The 17,900-nt window shown below is 51.6% G+C and carries 16 protein-coding genes; 12 read left to right on the top strand and 4 right to left on the bottom strand.

Annotated elements, in window-relative coordinates:
* The first annotated feature begins 170 nt into the window (after window positions 1-170).
* The 8 genes from Q9291_RS00265 (at window position 171) to recG (ending at window position 9,496) form a co-directional block, all read left to right on the top strand.
* Window positions 171-1,664: a circularly permuted type 2 ATP-grasp protein gene (locus Q9291_RS00265; protein WP_306387955.1), complete on the top strand. Its 1,494-nt coding sequence runs from the start codon at window positions 171-173 to the stop codon at window positions 1,662-1,664.
* The gene (locus tag Q9291_RS00260; RefSeq protein WP_306387953.1) at window positions 1,658-2,602 is read left to right on the top strand and encodes an alpha-E domain-containing protein; all 945 of its coding nucleotides are present in this window, start codon (window positions 1,658-1,660) and stop codon (window positions 2,600-2,602) included. Before Q9291_RS00265 ends, Q9291_RS00260 begins: the two co-directional genes overlap by 7 nt.
* Before the next feature lie 64 nt (window positions 2,603-2,666).
* Window positions 2,667-3,506, top strand: coding sequence for a transglutaminase family protein (locus Q9291_RS00255; protein ID WP_306387952.1), 840 nt, complete (start codon window positions 2,667-2,669; stop codon window positions 3,504-3,506).
* Between the two features lie 89 nt (window positions 3,507-3,595).
* A complete protein-coding gene (locus tag Q9291_RS00250) occupies window positions 3,596-4,333 on the top strand; it encodes a proteasome-type protease (protein ID WP_306387951.1) in 738 nt (245 codons plus the stop codon).
* Window positions 4,330-4,941 carry a guanylate kinase gene (gmk, locus tag Q9291_RS00245; protein ID WP_306387950.1) on the top strand — a complete coding sequence of 204 codons (612 nt, stop codon included), beginning with the start codon at window positions 4,330-4,332 and terminating at the stop codon, window positions 4,939-4,941. Before Q9291_RS00250 ends, gmk begins: the two co-directional genes overlap by 4 nt.
* Before the next feature lie 52 nt (window positions 4,942-4,993).
* The gene (gene rpoZ / locus Q9291_RS00240) at window positions 4,994-5,206 is read left to right on the top strand and encodes a DNA-directed RNA polymerase subunit omega (RefSeq protein ID WP_306387949.1); all 213 of its coding nucleotides are present in this window, start codon (window positions 4,994-4,996) and stop codon (window positions 5,204-5,206) included.
* Between the two features lie 6 nt (window positions 5,207-5,212).
* Window positions 5,213-7,429, top strand: coding sequence for a RelA/SpoT family protein (locus Q9291_RS00235; protein ID WP_306387947.1), 2,217 nt, complete (start codon window positions 5,213-5,215; stop codon window positions 7,427-7,429).
* Between the two features lie 15 nt (window positions 7,430-7,444).
* On the top strand, window positions 7,445-9,496 hold the full coding sequence (gene recG, locus Q9291_RS00230) for an ATP-dependent DNA helicase RecG (RefSeq protein WP_306387945.1): 2,052 nt from the start codon (window positions 7,445-7,447) through the stop codon (window positions 9,494-9,496).
* Between the two features lie 30 nt (window positions 9,497-9,526).
* Here recG and Q9291_RS00225 read toward each other — a convergent pair whose 3' ends face one another.
* The 3 genes from Q9291_RS00225 to Q9291_RS00215 form a co-directional block, all read right to left on the bottom strand.
* Window positions 9,527-11,500: a putative bifunctional diguanylate cyclase/phosphodiesterase gene (locus Q9291_RS00225; RefSeq protein ID WP_306387943.1), complete on the bottom strand. Its 1,974-nt coding sequence runs from the start codon at window positions 11,498-11,500 to the stop codon at window positions 9,527-9,529.
* A gap of 303 nt (window positions 11,501-11,803) precedes the next feature.
* Complete coding sequence (locus Q9291_RS00220) at window positions 11,804-12,298, bottom strand: putative antibiotic biosynthesis monooxygenase (RefSeq protein WP_306387941.1); 495 nt, start codon at window positions 12,296-12,298, stop codon at window positions 11,804-11,806.
* A 27-nt stretch (window positions 12,299-12,325) separates the two neighbouring features.
* On the bottom strand, window positions 12,326-13,222 hold the full coding sequence (locus tag Q9291_RS00215) for a LysR family transcriptional regulator (protein WP_306387939.1): 897 nt from the start codon (window positions 13,220-13,222) through the stop codon (window positions 12,326-12,328).
* 120 nt (window positions 13,223-13,342) lie between these two features.
* On the opposite strand from Q9291_RS00215, the gene Q9291_RS00210 reads away from it, so the two are divergent.
* Both Q9291_RS00210 and ycaC read left to right on the top strand, forming a co-directional pair.
* Complete coding sequence (locus Q9291_RS00210) at window positions 13,343-14,206, top strand: pirin family protein (protein ID WP_306387937.1); 864 nt, start codon at window positions 13,343-13,345, stop codon at window positions 14,204-14,206.
* Window positions 14,207-14,252: 46 nt separating this feature from the next.
* Window positions 14,253-14,879: an isochorismate family cysteine hydrolase YcaC gene (gene ycaC, locus Q9291_RS00205; protein WP_306387935.1), complete on the top strand. Its 627-nt coding sequence runs from the start codon at window positions 14,253-14,255 to the stop codon at window positions 14,877-14,879.
* 87 nt (window positions 14,880-14,966) lie between these two features.
* On the opposite strand, the gene Q9291_RS00200 is transcribed toward ycaC, so the two are convergent.
* The gene (locus tag Q9291_RS00200; RefSeq protein WP_306388253.1) at window positions 14,967-15,290 is read right to left on the bottom strand and encodes a thioredoxin family protein; all 324 of its coding nucleotides are present in this window, start codon (window positions 15,288-15,290) and stop codon (window positions 14,967-14,969) included.
* 1 nt (window position 15,291) lies between these two features.
* On the opposite strand from Q9291_RS00200, the gene Q9291_RS00195 reads away from it, so the two are divergent.
* Together Q9291_RS00195 and Q9291_RS00190 are read left to right on the top strand one after the other, a co-directional pair.
* On the top strand, window positions 15,292-15,525 hold the full coding sequence (locus tag Q9291_RS00195; RefSeq protein WP_306387933.1) for a hypothetical protein: 234 nt from the start codon (window positions 15,292-15,294) through the stop codon (window positions 15,523-15,525).
* Between the two features lie 27 nt (window positions 15,526-15,552).
* Window positions 15,553-17,610: a sensor domain-containing protein gene (locus Q9291_RS00190; protein ID WP_306387931.1), complete on the top strand. Its 2,058-nt coding sequence runs from the start codon at window positions 15,553-15,555 to the stop codon at window positions 17,608-17,610.
* The last annotated feature ends 290 nt before the right edge of the window (window positions 17,611-17,900 follow it).

The raw sequence follows: 17,900 nt of genomic DNA, 5'->3' as shown, positions 1-17,900 counted from the left end.
AGCAATCTGCACCAAAACCGTGATCGAGAAACGCACCACAACGGTGCGTTTTTATTTTCCCCTTATACGAATTAAATCTAAGTTTATGATTTTTAAAATATTTAATGCTTGGCACAAGGCTTGCTCTTGTATACAGTGATTTCTATAGATAAAGCAAAAGGTCCCGCATCATGACGCAAACGGCCAAACAATTTTTTGATGAGATGCAAGCCTACGGGGGAAACACACGCGCCATTTATCAGGCCTATGATCGCTGGCTGGCCAAAGTCCCTACCCAGCAACTGGTGGCCAAACGCGCCGAAGCGGAAGTACTGTTCCGTCGCGTGGGCATTACCTTTAACGTTTATGGGGAAGAGGACGGCGCCGAGCGCCTGATCCCGTTTGATGTGATTCCGCGCATGATCTCGGCCAGCGAGTGGGCGCACCTTTCCAAGGGTGCCGTTCAACGCGTGCGCGCCCTCAATATGTTTTTGCATGATATTTATCATGATCAGGAAATTATCAAAGCCGGTATCGTCCCGCACAGCATTTTAAGCAATGCGCAGTATCGTCCGGAAATGGTCGGCGTCAATGTACCTAACCAGGTGTACGCGCATGTCGCTGGCGTGGACTTGGTACGCACCAGCGAATCACAGTTTTACGTGCTGGAAGACAATCTGCGCACGCCCTCCGGTGTCTCATATATGCTGGAAGACCGCAAAATGATGATGCGTTTGTTCCCGGATCTGTTCAGGCAATATCCGATTGCGCCGGTGGAACATTATCCGCAGGTTTTATTGAATAACCTGCGCTCGGTCGCGCAAACCGGCGTGACTGACCCGACCGTGGTACTACTCTCCCCCGGAGCGTACAACAGCGCCTACTTTGAACATGCCTTCCTCGCCCAGCAAATGGGGATTGAACTAGTAGAAGGCCAGGATTTGTTTGTCCGTAATAACGCCGTCTACATGCGCACCACGCAAGGCCCACAACGGGTCGACGTGATTTACCGCCGCATTGACGACGACTATCTGGACCCTCTGGTGTTCAAGCCCGATTCCATGTTGGGTGTGCCGGGTCTGCTCTCCGTCTACCGCAATGGTGGCGTCACATTGGCCAACGCCGTAGGCACCGGCGTAGCCGATGACAAGGCTACATACGTGTATGTGCCGGAGATGATCAAGTTTTATCTGGGTGAATCGCCCATTTTGCAAAACGTGCCTACATATCAACTCAGCAAGGAAGATGATCTGGCCTATGTGCTGGATCATCTGCCCGAGCTGGTGGTCAAGGAAGTACAAGGCTCTGGCGGTTATGGCATGCTGGTCGGCCCCACTGCCAGCAAGCAGGAAATCGAGGAGTTCAGGTTGCGGATTGTTTCCAAACCTTCCAATTATATTGCGCAACCCACATTGGCGCTTTCCACCTGCCCGACACTGGTGGAACAAGGCATTGCGCCACGTCACGTTGACCTGCGTCCATTTGTGCTGTCGGGTAAAACCGTCAGCGTGGTGCCTGGTGGCCTGTCGCGTGTCGCTCTGAAAGAAGGCTCTCTGGTAGTCAACTCGTCGCAAGGTGGCGGTACCAAAGATACCTGGGTACTGGAACGCGATGAAATTAATATTGAAACCGCACAATCTCAAATGGCGGCACAGCAAATGAATCAAGAGGTGGTGACATGTTAAGCCGTACCGCAGATAACCTGTACTGGATGGCGCGCTATATCGAGCGTGCCGAAAACGTCGCCCGCGTGCTGGATGTGACCTACCATATGTCATTATTGCCCTCAGACAGCAGTAATGAAGCGGACTTGTGGAATGCCGTACTGGAAATTGCCGGGATCCGCGATATTTATGACCGCACCTACAAAGAGATCAATGCCACCAATGTCATCCTGCATCTGGTGATGGACAGTGAAAATCCTTCCAGCATTTACAGTTCCTTGCGTAGCGCGCGTGAAAATGCCCGCGCCGTGCGCGTGGCCATGACCACCGAAACCTGGGAAAATATGAACACCTTGTGGCTGGAATTCGGCCAATACATCAAGCAAGACCTGACGCAATCTGGCCTTGGCGAGTTTTGTGAGTGGGTCAAAAGCCGCTCGCACCTGTTTCGCGGCGTGTGTTTTGGCACCATGTTGCGCGACGATGCCTTCAGCTTTGTGCGCTTGGGCACCTTTATGGAGCGTGCGGACAACACTGCCCGCCTGCTGGATGTGAAATATGACTTTTTAATGTCGCAGGAAGAAGCCAGCGCCGGCGCGGTGGATTACTACGAATGGAGCGCAGTCCTGCGCTCGGTTTCGGCATTCCAGGCCTATCAAAAAGTCTACAGTGATGCGATTGACCCGCTCAAGGTCTCGGAACTGCTGGTATTGCGCCATGACATGCCGCGCTCGCTGCATGCTTGCTACGATGAAATCATGCCGATTATCGAACAGGTGGCCGGCTCGCGTCAAACCGAGGCCAGGCGACTTGCCGGTGAGCTGCATGCCAGATTGCACTACGGCAAAATGCTGGATATCTTCAAGTTTGGCCTGCGTGACTTTCTGGACGAGTTTATTACCGCCAACCATACACTTGGCAAGGAAATACAGCGCAGCTTTTTAAGTGCCACGGTCTAGGGTGTGCAAGCGTCTGATTTAGGGTAAGCTTCCACTCTCATTCCGTGTCTGGATTCCAGTTTTTATGCTGCTCAATATCGAACATCAAACCCAGTATGTGTACAGCGATGTGGTGCAATACACCATACAGCAACTGCGCCTGACGCCGCGTAACGGCATGGGGCAGCATGTCAAACAGTGGGAAATCAAAGTCAACGGCCAGTTGCACGCCTTTGAAGACACCTTTGGCAACACCACGCATACCCTGGTCATAGACCAGCCGCATCAGGAACTGCTGATTTCAGTTTCTGGCGAGGTTGAAACCGGCGTCAGCGGACTGGAAGCACACCAGCCGCTGCCACTGGCTATTTATTTGCGTGACACACCACTCACACAGGCAGATGCGGCCATTACCGCATTTGCCAAGCACTATGCAAAAGCGCCTGTGGCCGAGTTAATGCTGGCCTTGCGTGACCGCATGCAGTACATCAAGGGGGCAACACAGGTAGATACCACCGCAGCTGAAGCATTTCGGCTCGGCCAAGGTGTATGTCAGGACCATACCCATATCTTTATTGCCTGCTGTCACAGCCTGGGCTTGCCCGCGCGCTATGTTAGCGGCTACCTGTTCACGCCGGATGGCAGCCTGATGCAAACCCATGCCTGGGTCGATGTCTGGCAAACCGACCACTGGCTGGGGCTAGATGTCTCCAATGGCACATTGGTCGATGAGATGCATGTGCGGCTGGCCACCGGCCTTGATTATCGCAGTGCCAGCCCGGTCACCGGTTCACGCATGGGCGGCGGTGCTGAAGGCATGTCCAGCATGGTCAGCGTCAACCAAAGCGCCGGGCTGAGCTATGAGCAGCGCAAAGCCAATATGCAAGCACTCTACCAGCAGGCAAAAACCGCCCAACAGCAATAAGCCAGCTTCGCATTCAGCTTAAAAAGCACTCCTCTGCCCGTGTTATCATGTGGCCTTGTTGTTTTCACTCCTATTTTTCCAAATCGTTTATGACTTATTGTGTAGGCATTCTTCTCGAACAGGGGCTGGTCCTCGCTTCCGACACCCGGACCAATGCCGGGGTGGATCAAGTTGCCATCGCCCCTAAAATGCATGTCTTTGAACAACCCGGCGAACGCCTGATTGTATTGCTGACGGCCGGTAATCTGGCCATTACACAATCCGTGGTCAATTTGCTACGCGAACAGTTAAACGGACCTGAACAGGGGTCGCATCTGCACAATGTGCAGTCGATGTTTGAAGCCGCCAGTGTAGTGGGTGCTGCGATGCGCAGTGTGCATGCGCGCGATGGCGAAGCACTCAAGGAGCATGGCATTGATTTTAGCGCCAGCATTTTGGTGGCAGGCCAGATAAAGGGTGAAAAGCCGCGGCTGTTTAATGTCTATGCGGCGGGCAATTTTATTGAGGCAACGGCGGACACACCGTATCTGCAGATTGGCGAAACCAAATACGGCAAACCCATCATAGACCGTGTCGTTAAATACCAGACCGAGATGATGGATGCCGTGAAGTGTGTATTGATCTCGTTCGACTCCACTATCCGCAGCAACATTTCGGTCGCCATGCCGATTGACTTGATGCTCTACCGTACTCACAGCCTGCATGGCAATTGCCGCCAGCGTCTCACCGAACAAGATCCCTACTACGTCAGCATCCGCAAAGGCTGGGGCGAAGGCCTGAAAGCGGTATTTTCTTCCTTACCCAATCCAGACTGGAGCGCATCATGAGTCAGGGGCATTTATTTATTATTTCTGCCGCGTCTGGTGCTGGAAAAACCAGCCTGGTGCGTGCCATGCTGGCGCAGGACCCTGTACTCAAACTGTCGGTGTCGCATACCACGCGTGCGCCACGGCCGGGTGAAGAAGACGGCATTCACTACCATTTTGCTTCCGAAACCGAGTTTATGGCGATTCTGGAGGCAGGCGGTTTTCTGGAAAGCGCCCACGTGCATGGCGCCCGTTATGGCACTGCGCAAAGCGAGGTCGAAGCGTCACTTGCAGGTGGCCGTGATGTGATTCTTGAAATTGACTGGCAGGGTGCGCAACAAATCCGCAAGCTGTTTCCACAGGCGACCTCCATTTTTATTCTGCCGCCATCGATTGAAGCCCTGGCACACCGCCTGAATAGCCGAGGCCAGGACAGCGAAGAAGTGATTGCACGACGCCTCGCGGCTGCCCGCGAGGAAATGCGCCACGTGCATGAGTTTGATTATGTTACAATTAACGACATTTTTGACGTGGCGTTACAGGATCTGATTGCCATTGTCCGCGCCCAACGCTTGCAGCTAGCGCGACAAATGGCCTGTCACGCACCACTGATTCAATCACTCACCTAGCGCGCCGCGCCTGCGTGATCATCTGTGATTTAACATCTAAAGAGGTTTTTATATGGCACGTATTACTGTCGATGATTGCTTGGATAATATCCCTAACCGTTTTCAACTGACCCTGGTGGCTGCTTACCGCGCACGCCAGCTGGCCAATGGCTCTGATCCGCTGGTGAGTGGTTACTCACAAAAAGACAAACCCACCGTAATTGCCCTGCGTGAAATTGCGGCTGGCAAAATCGGTGTGGAGTTGTTGAGCAAGGGGCAGCCATAATTTTCTATGCCGCACACCCACGGCGAACATCACACCCGCAAGTCCAAATCTTTACCTGAAGAAGCGGACTTGCTCCCAGCTGACCGGGAGGACTCTCCCCTCACTCAGCTCATCCGCAAGTACCTGAATGAAGAAGAAGTGCAACTGGTCTGGCAGGCTTACCGCTATGCCGAACATGCGCACGCCGGACAAACGCGCAAAACCGGTGAACCCTACATCACGCACCCGATTTCGGTGGCCTGCATTCTGGCCAGATTGCATCTGGATTTACCTACCCTGCTGGCAGCCCTGCTGCATGATGTGGTGGAGGATACGCATGTCAACAGCGCGGAAATTGCCGAGCTGTTTGGCAAACAGGTCGGTGATCTGGTCGATGGGCTGACCAAGCTGGACAAGGTGGAACTGCAAACCGCCACCCAGGCGCAAGCTGAAAACTTCCGCAAAATGCTGCTGGCCATGAGCCAGGATGTCAGGGTCATTCTGGTGAAACTGGCCGATCGTTTGCACAATATGCAAACGCTGGACGCCATGCGGCCAGAGAAACAAAAACGCATCGCGCGCGAGACCCTGGACATTTATGCGCCGATTGCCAATCGCCTGGGCCTCAACCCGATTTATCACGAACTCGAAGACCTGAGCTTTAAATACCTGTATCCCAATCGCCATCGGGTGATTGATAAAGCCATCCGCACCGCGCGTGGCAACCGCAAAGAAGTCATTGGCAAAATTCTGGAAGCGATCCAGAACCAGCTCACGCAATACCAGATTGCATTTGATGTGCAAGGCCGCGAAAAACACTTGCACAGCATTTACAAGAAAATGAGCGAAAAGTCGCTCAAGCTTTCGCAAATCAGTGATATTTACGGCTTTCGTGTCATCGTCAAAGACACCGCTTCCTGCTATTTGGCCCTAGGCGCATTACACGCTTTATACAAGCCGATTCCGGGACGCTTTAAAGACTATATCGCCATCCCTAAAGCCAATGGTTACCAGTCCTTACACACCACCTTGTTTGGTCCATTTGGTACACCGATCGAGGTACAAATCCGCAGCGAGGAAATGCACAACATTGCTGATGCTGGCGTTGCGGCGCACTGGTTATATAAAACCACCGATGCACACCTGACCAAATTGCAACAGCAAACCCACCAGTGGCTGCAAAGGCTGGTTGAAATTCAGACTGAAAGCGATGACAGCTATGAGTTTCTGGAGCATTTTAAAGTCGACCTGTTCCCCGACGAGGTGTATGTGTTTACGCCCAAAGGCAACATCATGGCGCTGCCACGCGGCTCGACCGCGGTGGACTTTGCCTATGCCGTGCATACCGATGTAGGCAACAGTTGTGTCGCGGTGAAAATCAATAATGAACTGGCGCCGTTACGCAGTGAAATGCGCAATGGCGACCATGTGGAAATTATCACCGCACCGCTGGCCAAACCCAATCCGGCCTGGCTTAATTATGTGGTCACCGGCAAGGCGCGTTCGCACATCCGCCATTACCTGAAAACGGTCAAGGTGGAAGAGTCAGCCCAGCTGGGTGAACGCATGCTGAATATTGCCCTGCGCGCCATGCACATTGAACCGCAGGACATCAGCGACAAGCAATGGCAAAAGGTGATGAATGACTACAGTACCAAAACCCGTCAAACGATTTTGACGGATATTGGTTTGGGCAAACGCAACAGCCTGATGGTGGCACACCAGCTATTAGCGCATCCGGCTGAGTCTGATGACAAATCGACCAAAACGCTGGATACCATTACCATACGAGGTTCGGAAGGCATGGCTGTGCAGTTTGCACAATGCTGCCGCCCCATCCCCGGCGACCCGATTCTGGGCTTCATCAACAAAGACAAAGGGCTGGTTATTCATACCCATGATTGTCCGGCCATCCGAAAATTCAAGCTGGATCCGGAAAAATGGCTGGATGTGGAGTGGGATGCCGACCAGAAAAAACTGTTCAAGGTCAACTTGCGCATCACGGTCTCCAACGAGCGCGGCATGCTGGCTAAAATTGCCGCCACCATTGCCAGTGCCGAATCCAATATTGATAACGTCAGCGTCGAAGACAGTGATGGCAGTCAGTACTCCAACGTCAATTTCACCGTACAAGTGCATAACCGGGTGCACCTGGCCGACCTGATCCGCAACCTGCGTAAAATTCAGCAAGTGGTACGCATCAACCGGGTCAAGGGTACGCAAGCAGAACAGCGTATTCAGTAGTTCATGAGGTGAAACATGCGCCAGCTCAGCGACATTCGTGGTTTCACCCCCGCTCTGCTGAGCCAGTTGGGCAAACTCTCTATCCATACCCCGCAAGCCCTGCTGCTGCACTTACCACTGCGCTATCTGGATGAAACCAGAGTTACTCTGATCCGTGATTTGCGACTCGGTGAACAAGCCCAGATTGAAGGCGTGGTGGTGCACAACGAAGTCAGCTACAAACCGCGCAAGATGCTGAACGTGCATGTGCAGGATGATTCCGGCATCCTGAATTTGCGCTTTGTGCATTTTTATCCCAGCCAGATTGCCGCCATGCAGGTTGGCACCCGCCTGCGCGCATTTGGGGAGGTTCGCCCTGGCTTTTTCGGGGTGGAAATGGTGCACCCGCAACAGCGTAAAGTCAGCGAGGAAACACCGGTAAGCACCGCACTCACGCCGGTTTACCCCACCGCCGCCGGTGTCAGCCAAAATACGCTGCGCAAAGCGGTGCAACGTGTACTCACCCAAGACTATTTACAGGAAACCTTGCCTGCCTGGGTCTATCAGGACATCCATTTGCCCGATTTCGCCAGCAGCGTACAACTGCTGCACCAACCCACACCAGAAACGGCCTTAAACACACTGGAAGACCGCAGCCATCCAGCCTGGCAACGCTTGGCCTTTGATGAATTGTTGGCCCAGCAGCTCTCCATGCGCTTGCATTATGCGCGCCGCAAGCAGGCACGCGCACCCGCCATTGCCCCATCCCGCACACTGGTGCCTGCGCTGTGCGCACAATTGCCATTTGCGCTCACCCCTGCCCAGCAAAAAGTAGGCGCAGAAATTACGCACGACCTGACCCAGCCCCACCCGATGCAACGCTTGCTGCAGGGCGATGTCGGCAGCGGTAAAACCATCGTCGCCTGTTTGGCGGCCTTGCAGTTAATCGAACAGGGCTGGCAAGTGGCCATCATGGCGCCCACCGAGATTCTGGCCGAACAACACTACAAGAAAATGCATGGCTGGCTCACGCCCTTGGGTATTGATGTCGCCTGGCTGACCGGCAGCCAGCCTAAAAGGGAACGCGCGCAGTCACTGGCGCGTATTGCCAGTGGCGAAGCCATGCTGGCAGTCGGCACGCATGCCCTGTTTCAGGACGAGGTTCAATTCAAACAACTCGGCCTGGCGATTGTCGATGAACAGCATCGTTTTGGAGTAGAACAACGGCTGGCCTTGCGCAGAAAAGGGCAACAGCATGCCATCGAGCCGCACCAGCTGATGATGTCCGCCACGCCGATTCCACGCACTTTATCGATGAGCTATTACGCCGATCTCGATGTGTCAGTGATTGATGAATTACCGCCCGGGCGCACACCGGTGGTCACCAAGCTGGTGGCCGATGACCGGCGTGAAGAGATTTTGCAACGCGTGCGGGAAGCCTGTGCGCTCGGCCATCAGGCCTATTGGGTATGCCCGCTGATCGAGGAATCAGAAGCGTTGCAACTGCAAACAGCCAATGATACCTACGCTTATATGCAGGGCGCTTTCCCCGAATTGCAGGTCGGGTTGGTGCATGGCAGGATGAAGCCTGCTGAAAAGCAGGCAGTGATGCAAGCATTTGCGGCCAATCATTTGCATCTTTTGGTAGCGACAACGGTGATTGAAGTCGGTGTTGATGTGCCAAATGCCAGCCTGATGGTGATTGATCATGCCGAGCGTATGGGCTTGAGCCAGTTGCACCAGTTGCGCGGTCGCGTGGGTCGCGGGGCAGCCAAAAGCACCTGCATTCTGCTTTATAGCAAACAGCAATGTTCAAAGATTGGCCGCGCACGGCTGAAAGTCATTTACGAAAATACCGATGGCTTTGTAATCGCCCAGGCCGATTTACAGATTCGAGGCCCCGGTGAACTGCTGGGCACGCGCCAGAGCGGCGTACCCATGCTCAAAATTGCCGATCTGGAACGTGATGCCGAATTGCTGGTGCATGCCAAACAAAAGGCGGATGCGTTGCTCGCACGCGCACCGCAATCTGTGGAAGTGCATTTGCAGCGCTGGTTAAGCCAAGGTGCAGAATGGGTCAAGGTATAAACAGCCAAGCCCTGATGGCGAGACAGACTGTTAGCTGTGCAATGCCGGTTTCATGGTGACAGACGCCAACTGTGCGGCGGAAAAGAGTCGCTGTACCTTGGCTTCAAAGTCAGCCAATGGCAAAGGCTTGCAGAATAAATAGCCCTGAAAGGCATGACAACCCAGCGCTTGCAGCATGACTTTTTGCTGCTCGACTTCCACCCCTTCGGCAATCACATGGTGTCCCAGGTTTTTACCCATTTCGATGATGGTTTGTACAATAAAGGTGTCGTAGTTATTGTGCAAAATGTCGCTGATAAAGCTTCTGTCAATTTTCAGTTCGTCTAGTGGCAGGCGTTTCAACACCGATAATGAGGATTGCCCAATGCCAAAGTCATCGAGCGAGAAGGTGATGCCACAGGATTTCAATGCATTGATCTTGTCGATCACATCTTCCACATTTTTTACAATTGCAGTTTCGGTCAGCTCCAGTCTCAAGTGCCTGGGGTTACAGCCGCTGGCTTGTACGGTATGCATCACCTGTTCCACAAACTCCGGCTGACTGAATTGCAAAGCGCTGACATTCACGGACAAGTGCAAGCGAGCAATGGCTGGGTCATGCTCCCAGGCCTTTAGCTGCGCACAGGATTGCTGCAATACCCAGTGCCCAATCGCCACAATTGCACCTGACTCTTCAGCAATCGGGATAAACTGATCCGGTGGCACCACGCCCAATACTGGATGCTGCCAGCGCAATAATACTTCGGCCCCGATCGGGGCGAGATCCTGGTCGACTTGCAACTGATAATAAAGCGAGAGCTGACCGGACTGCAAGGCAAAGGCCAAGTCATTTTCCAGGGTAACGCGCAACTCAATGGCAGGATACTGCGCTTCGTCATACAGCTGTATACCATGCATGTTTTCAGATTTTTTGGCCTGATACATGGCAATATCGGCGCGCCTGAGCACCTCCGCCTCGCTAGATTCTTCGCCTAAAAACAGGCAAACACCTATACTGGGTTTAGAACGGTATTGCCCATTTTTTAACTGAAATGGCAGACTGAATGCATCCATCAGTTTATCGGCCGTAGCCAGCACTGAAATGACCGCTTGCCCACGGTGATTGCCCAGATCATCAAGCACGGCAACAAATTCGTCACCCCCCATGCGGGCAATGGTGTCTTTTTTACGTAAACAGTGTTGCAGGCGTTCAGCCACCTGCTGCAACAGTTCATCCCCGGCCAAATGCCCTTTGCTATCATTCAGGCCTTTAAAATTGTTCAAATCCAGTGACAGCACGGCACCATAGGTTTGCGTGCGTGCGCAGCGAATAAACGCCTGATTCAAACGGTCGGACAACAAGCGACGGTTGGGCAGGCCGGTAAGAAAATCGTAATAAGCCAGTTGATGAACTTTTTGATTGTCCAGATTGGAAGCAATACGTAATGACATATTTTCGCGCAGACTCTTTGCAAGTCCGCGTCCGGCAATCGTCACATAGACCACATAGACAATAAACAGAATAGCCAGCGCAATAGAAAGCTGTGTGCCGTGGATGATAAAGCGTGGAATCATCAGTAGCAGCAGGCCACCGCTGAACAGATTAGAGCATAGGGTATCGATAGAATAAATGACGATGCCCGCACCTGCCACACCTACCAGCGCAAAAATAAGAAAAGCCTGATGCGCGGTATCTGTTTCGGGAAACAACAAGATGCCAGCCAATCCCCACGATACCCCGCAAAAACCGGAGCTTAGTCGAAAACGTTTAAGCCATTGCTGACTATAGATAGATTTGGCGTTGCTACGATAATATAAAAATGTCAGGCCGGTACGCAGTCCATAAGCCAGTAAAAAAATCACTGCCCAACTGACCAGCACCACAGTGGAAATCAATGCTTGCTGCACAAACACCAGTGCCGACATTACCACCAACGCAGCCACCAGTGAGCGCGAATTGTTAGCGTAGAGCATCTCTACAATTTCTGTATCCAGTGCAATCGGCTCGCTGGCTGCTTTCAACACATGATTTCCCCAATAATAATTGTTATATAGGGTATTTACGGTATGCCACTGAATTTACTTTAATCCATAAGCAATTGTTTTTAAAAGAAATCGATATGTTTTGATCGCCTAATCCTACCCATTGTTGTATAGACGATACACTCAGGCAGTGGCCAGGCAGCGTTAAAAAGGAGTATTGCCTAGCCTGAAAGCTTGATGCTGCTCAGCGCGTAGCACAGTCAATGTTCACCGTTGGTGGATTGTTTTAACGAAACAACCAGTGTTTTACCAGCCTGGTGTAGCGTGGCATGATTAGATACACCATCAGACACGACAATCCCGCTGGCCACAAACGTATCCAGAATGCGGCTCTGCGGCGCGCTCAGTGCGCTCAGCAAAGGCACTATCCATACAGAGACAGGCTGACCATGTCAGTAAAAACTGTTTCCAGCATACCGGATGCATCGGTACGGGCTGACTGGGCAGTTCAAACAAAAAGTCCAGTCTGCTGTAAATGTAATAACGGTCCACATCCTGCAGCAAAGGCCTGGCTTTGGCAATCAGCCGTTCCCGCTCGGGAGAATCCATCCACTTTTTTAAATCGTGTTCGGACTGATAGCGAATGATGACCGAATAAGTATCGGTGTAGCCGGCAATCGGCCGGATGACATGCCAGTCAAGCAAGCCTTCGGAGGTGCGGCAAAGCGGACCAATTTCGTTGAGCCATGCTTCATACTGGCCTTGTAATGCGGGAATAATGCGGTGGGTAATCACCACACTGGCACCTGTCATGGGTGGTGAAGCTGGATGGCTGGACATGTCAGACTCCTGAATGTGTGGGCTGTTTTATGATGGCCCATGCAGTAATGCCTTGAATTCTGCCATGGCTAATTCGATAAATCCACGCAGTTTGGGTGCCATGAAACGCTGTTTTGGATACACCAGACTGACCGCATCGGCCTGCCCGCGCCACGCTGGTAACACGCGCTGCAAACCACCCTGCAGCACCGAAGGCTGGCAGATAAACGTCGGCAATAAAGCCACACCCTGCCCGCTCTCGGCCATCGCCCGCACCACGCCTATACTATTGACCAGGGTGTGTCCGGCCAGCGGCACCCTAATCTCGGTGGTCTCGCGCTGCAGCGTCCAATGGTGGCGTCCCATCGGGGTGAATTGTACACATTGATGCTGATTTAAATCCGTAGGTTGTTCGAGGCTGGCTGCCTGCTGCAAATACTGCGGGCTGGCAAACAGGGCCCACTGTATTTTGCCCAGTGACTTGGCAATCAGGCTGGAATCGGGCAAGTCACCCGTCCTGATCGCCGCGTCCAGACCTTCTGCCACCAAGTCTACATAGCGCTCCGTGAGTAATACTTCTACGGAGAGGGCTGGATAACTGGTTTGCATCTGCGCAATCAAACGGCCCAGCAAGGCGTCGCCCAAATCAGCCGGAGCGGTCACTTTCAGTGTCCCTTGCGGCTGCTGGCGGGCTTCATCAAGTGCAGCCTCGGCTTCCAGCAAATAGCCTAAACCGGTGGAGGCATGTTCAAAATACAGTGTCCCGGCCTCGGTCAGGCTCAAGCGCCGGGTGGTGCGCTGCAACAAGGTCACACCCAGTCTTTTTTCCAGCCTTGCCACCCGTGTGCTGATGGTCGAAGTCGGCAACCCCAGTTGTCGCGCTGCGGCACTAAAACTGCCTGCTTGCACCACCTTGACGAAGACTGCGGCTTCATTGAAATCCATACCGGTATATTATTCATTTAAATGAAAAGTAATTTCATATTTAACCATCTAGTGCCTGAATTGTCATCTGTTTATAGTGTGAACCATGCAAACACGCACACCACTTTCAAGGAGCGCATCATGAAAAAACTGGCTTTTATCAAACGCAGCAATGGCAACCACTGGGTAGGTGATGGCTTTCCGGTGCAAAGCATTTTTTCTTACCGTGATATCGCCGAGCAGATTTCACCTTTCCTGCTCATGGATTATGCAGGCCCTGCCAGCTTTGAACCCACCGAGCAACGGCGTGGTGTCGGTCAGCATCCGCACCGCGGCTTTGAAACCGTGACGATTGTCTATGACGGCCAGGTGTCACACCATGACTCCACCAATGCCGGTGGCAGCATTGGTCCCGGCGAAGTGCAATGGATGACGGCGGGTTCAGGCATTATTCATGAGGAATATCATGGCGATGACTATGCCCGTACCGGCGGTCCGTTTGAAATGATACAACTGTGGGTCAACCTGCCGGCCAAGGACAAAATGACTGCACCAGGGTATCAAGGCATTACGCGTACGCAGATCCCGGAAGTCGCTTTGCCCAACGAAACTGGCAAAGTGCGGGTAATTGCGGGGGAATATGCTGGCCAGAAAGGTCCGGCCAATACCTTTAGCCCGATGAATGTGTGGGATGTACGCCTGAATGCAGGCACCCGCACGACGATAACATTGCCTGAAGGCCACACCACCGCCATTTTTGTACTGCATGGCGCGGTAAAAACCGGCGAAGTGCACACCATCCGCCCAGCCGAACTGGCGGTGATGCAACGTGAAGGCACTGAATTGATTTTGCAGGCGCAACAAGACACTGTGTTGCTCTTGCTTAACGGTGAGCCGCTGAATGAACCAGTGGTCGGCCATGGCACGTTTGTCATGAACAGCTGGGAAGAAATTGACCAGGCGATTAATGACTACAATCAAGGCCGTTTTATCGCAGCCGCATGAGCAGACACCACACTTTAAACACAAACCTTTATTGAGAGGATTTATCATGGACAACACACCTTACGTACGTTTGGACCGTGACAATGCCATCGTATTACTGGTAGACCATCAGGCGGGCTTGCTATCGCTGGTGCGTGATATCGACCCAGATCAGTTTAAAAACAATGTAATGGCACTGGCCGATACTGCTAAATTTTTTAACCTGCCAACCATTCTAACCACCAGTTTTGAAACTGGGCCCAATGGTCCGCTGATGCCAGAGTTAAAGGCCCTGCTCCCGGATGCCCCCTATATCGCCCGCCCGGGCCAGATCAACGCCTGGGATAACGAGGACTTTGTCAAAGCCATTAAAACCACAGGCAAAAAACAGCTCATCATCGCCAGGGTTGTCACCGAAGTCTGTGTGGCTTTCCCGGCCTTGTCCGCCATCGAAGAAGGGTTTGAAGTGTTTGTGGTGGGAGATGCCTCCGGCACCTTTAACGCATTAACACGCGACGCAGCTTGGCGCCGCATGGAAGCCGCCGGTGCGCAAATGATGACCTGGTTTGGCGTCGCCTGCGAGCTGCACCGCGACTGGCGTCGCGATATCGAAGGATTGGGCAACCTGTGCGCCAACCACATTCCTGATTACCGTAACCTGATGACCGCTTATAACGCGCTGCAAGCCCGATAACACCGGCTAACCACCACACAGCAGCTTTAAAAACTGCTGTGTTTTTCTAAATGTAGCTATGCATAAACGCCTGCAATACTACCCTGATTAAATCATACCTTGATCAGCCGTCATCGACGCCAGTGCCAATCGCAATTCAACCGCGTCAATATCCCTCACCAAGCGTTTGTGCTCAAGCCCGTCTTTCATAAAAATCAGAGTCGGCCACAATGTCACGCGAAACGAGCGCCCCAACCTGCGGCCTTTGCCATCTTCAACTTTAATGTGATGGACGTGAGAAAACTGAGCAAGCGCAGACGTAATCGCAGCTTGCGCCGCCTGGCAATAGCCACACCAACTTGCGCCAAACTCCAACAGGGTGACGCCTGTAAGGGCATTCACTTCTTCGCGCGTAGGTTCCAGTTTTTCCATCATGATCGCCATCGTACTCGAATTTATAGTGCTTGGCAGCTTAACGCCTGCAAAACCAGAAAAAGGTCTATGGCTGTTCAAAGCAGCTTTTACAGGGAAATATACCGTATCGCAAAAAAGCAACTTATGTATTAATGACCAATTAGCAACAAGTGGATATTTAAGAAAAATTAAATACTACCGAAAACAGTTTATTGGCATGCAACTTAATTTCATTATGCAAAGATACAGATAAATCAATATTCGAAATATTAGTCTTTTTATGAAAAATATTAAAAATCAAAATATTGAAAGTAATCAATACATCCAGACACTCATTGATAATTTTCCATTCATGGTCTGGCTCAAGGATGCTGACAGCCGCATTCTGGTAGCGAATACGGCCTATGCCAACATGGTGGGCGTCGCTTCAAGTGCCGAACTCATTGGCAAGACAGATTTTGATTTTTTTCCACCTGATTTGGCGCAGGAGTATGTTGATGGCGATCAAAAAGCAATGCAGAGTACAACCCCCAGTGCCGTCACCGTGCCGATTAAAAACGCTGAAGGAGCATACTACTGGATAGAGTCTTATAAATCTGCTGTGGTAGTAGATGGCAAGGTAGTTGGCTCGCTTGGTTACGCCAGGGATGTGACGGAGAATATCCTGAGGGAAAACGAGTACAAATCGATTGTGGAAAACTCGTCCAATTGCATCGCAAAGTACAATCGTGACTGCGAACGTATCTTTCTCAATCATGCAAATGCATTATTTTATGAAACGGATTCCACAACGCTGATTGGCAAAACGCCCTCGCAGTATCCCGGCGGTGCATCGGCCAAAGCCCTTGAAAAAAGCATACGCGAGGTATTTCAAAGTGGTGAAAATCAGCATGTCGCATTCAAGCTGACCACCAGACATGGCAAGCACAAAATCATGCACACGGTATTAACGCCCGAATTTAATGCCATCAACGAAGTACAAGCCGTCATCGCCATCGGGCAAGATATGACGCAATCTTATGAACATCTGGACCGCATCCATCATCTGGCTTATTTCGACGCCATTACCAGGCTGCCCAATCGTATTTCATTACTCGAAACACTCGATCAATGCATCAAAAAAACTGACCGCGCAGACTGTGCATTTGCGTTTTTGATGCTAGATCTGGACGGCTTTAAAGCCGTTAATGATTTACTCGGTCACGCAGAAGGTGACTTGCTGCTATCCGAGATGGCCAGACGCATCGAACGGTCTGTGCGGCCAACGGATATCGTTGCTCGCCTGGGCGGCGACGAGTTTGCAATCGTGCTGTCAACAATGCAAGACCCTAAAACGGTGGGGGTCGTCGCAAAAAACGTGCTTGAGGCTATCAAGCAGCCGATTTTAATCCAGGGCACAGAACTGTTTATTTCGGCCAGTATCGGCATCGTGATTTGCCCAGACCACAGCAGGGATGTCAGCGATATTGTAAAATATTCAGATATCGCCATGTACAAGGCCAAAAAACAAGGTAGAAATAACTACCAGTTTTATTCCCCGGATTTATCGCAAACCACGATTGAACGCATAGACATTGAGCGCGCATTACGCACCGCACTGCAAAATGATGAATTCCTGCTGCACTACCAGCCCAAGGTCAATTTGGAGACCCAGCGCATTGTGGGCGTGGAGGCGCTATTACGGTGGCACCGTAACCACAGCGAAATGATCCCGCCTAACCGGTTTATCGGCATTGCAGAAGACTCTGGCTTGATTGTCGAGATTGGTGAGTGGATCATGCTAACAGCCTTTAAAGATGCCGTCAGGTGGAACACTGGTCGGCACCCGCCCATCAACGTCGCCATCAATTTATCCAGTCGCCAGTTTATCCATAACAACCTGTTGAACGTCATCAAGCACCTGTTAAAAAAAACCAATTGTGATCCGGCATGGATCACTTTCGAGATTACCGAAAGCTTGCTCTTGAACGACAGTATCCATATTACAAAAATGCTTAAAAACCTGGATAACCTGGGCTTCAAAATATCTCTGGATGATTTTGGCACTGGCTATTCAGCATTGAGCTATCTAAACAAATTCCCCGTCAGTGAAATCAAAATTGATCAATCCTTTGTGCAAGGCATAGCAGACAACAATGACCACAGACTGATTGTGCAGGCGATTATTTCCATGGCGAAAAGTCTGGGTAAAGAGCTGGTGGCAGAAGGGGTGGAAACAGCAGAACAGGCCAAGTATTTATTAGATTGTGACTGCAAAGTGGTGCAAGGGTATTTCTTTAGTAAACCTAAGCCATTTAATGAGATTGATATGCAGGCGTCTTGGAAATCTGCTATTTAATAAAATCACTCTACTAGGTGAATAATGGTCTGTGATCAATGCCAGCAAAAACTTCAACCCACCCGCTTCAACCGCAGGGTAAATTAGCAAGCACAATAATGTAGTCATTGCTAAGGCTCACTTGTTGACGAATTGGCGCTCAATCTCCCAGCCAGCTTTTTTGAATGGCTGGTGTAAGCAAATGTGGTTCAAAGGTCGCGTTCAGACAGCGTATGAGTAGCGCCCCGCATGCCGTTTTTTCACATCGTAACAAAAATAAACTCCCCTTCCAGGGCTTTATAGATGGCAAT

The sequence above is a fragment of the Methylophilus aquaticus genome, assembly GCF_030769565.1.
GTDB classification, from domain to species: Bacteria; Pseudomonadota; Gammaproteobacteria; order Burkholderiales; family Methylophilaceae; genus Methylophilus; species Methylophilus aquaticus.
The sequence above is the reverse complement of the archived record's forward strand: the minus strand, read 5'-3'. Positions and strand labels throughout refer to the sequence as shown.

Excerpts from the sequence above, each read along its gene's own strand:
- Q9291_RS00265 (WP_306387955.1), top strand. The coding sequence starts at position 171 with ATGACGCAAACGGCCAAACAATTTTTTGATGAGATGCAAGCCTACGGG.
- Q9291_RS00260 (WP_306387953.1), top strand. The coding sequence starts at position 1,658 with ATGTTAAGCCGTACCGCAGATAACCTGTACTGGATGGCGCGCTATATC.
- Q9291_RS00255 (WP_306387952.1), top strand. The coding sequence starts at position 2,667 with ATGCTGCTCAATATCGAACATCAAACCCAGTATGTGTACAGCGATGTG.
- Q9291_RS00250 (WP_306387951.1), top strand. The coding sequence starts at position 3,596 with ATGACTTATTGTGTAGGCATTCTTCTCGAACAGGGGCTGGTCCTCGCT.
- gmk (WP_306387950.1), top strand. The coding sequence starts at position 4,330 with ATGAGTCAGGGGCATTTATTTATTATTTCTGCCGCGTCTGGTGCTGGA.
- rpoZ (WP_306387949.1), top strand. The coding sequence starts at position 4,994 with ATGGCACGTATTACTGTCGATGATTGCTTGGATAATATCCCTAACCGT.
- Q9291_RS00235 (WP_306387947.1), top strand. The coding sequence starts at position 5,213 with ATGCCGCACACCCACGGCGAACATCACACCCGCAAGTCCAAATCTTTA.
- recG (WP_306387945.1), top strand. The coding sequence starts at position 7,445 with ATGCGCCAGCTCAGCGACATTCGTGGTTTCACCCCCGCTCTGCTGAGC.
- Q9291_RS00220 (WP_306387941.1), bottom strand. The coding sequence starts at position 12,298 with ATGTCCAGCCATCCAGCTTCACCACCCATGACAGGTGCCAGTGTGGTG.
- Q9291_RS00215 (WP_306387939.1), bottom strand. The coding sequence starts at position 13,222 with ATGGATTTCAATGAAGCCGCAGTCTTCGTCAAGGTGGTGCAAGCAGGC.
- Q9291_RS00210 (WP_306387937.1), top strand. The coding sequence starts at position 13,343 with ATGAAAAAACTGGCTTTTATCAAACGCAGCAATGGCAACCACTGGGTA.
- ycaC (WP_306387935.1), top strand. The coding sequence starts at position 14,253 with ATGGACAACACACCTTACGTACGTTTGGACCGTGACAATGCCATCGTA.
- Q9291_RS00200 (WP_306388253.1), bottom strand. The coding sequence starts at position 15,290 with ATGGAAAAACTGGAACCTACGCGCGAAGAAGTGAATGCCCTTACAGGC.
- Q9291_RS00195 (WP_306387933.1), top strand. The coding sequence starts at position 15,292 with ATGATCGCCATCGTACTCGAATTTATAGTGCTTGGCAGCTTAACGCCT.
- Q9291_RS00190 (WP_306387931.1), top strand. The coding sequence starts at position 15,553 with ATGAAAAATATTAAAAATCAAAATATTGAAAGTAATCAATACATCCAG.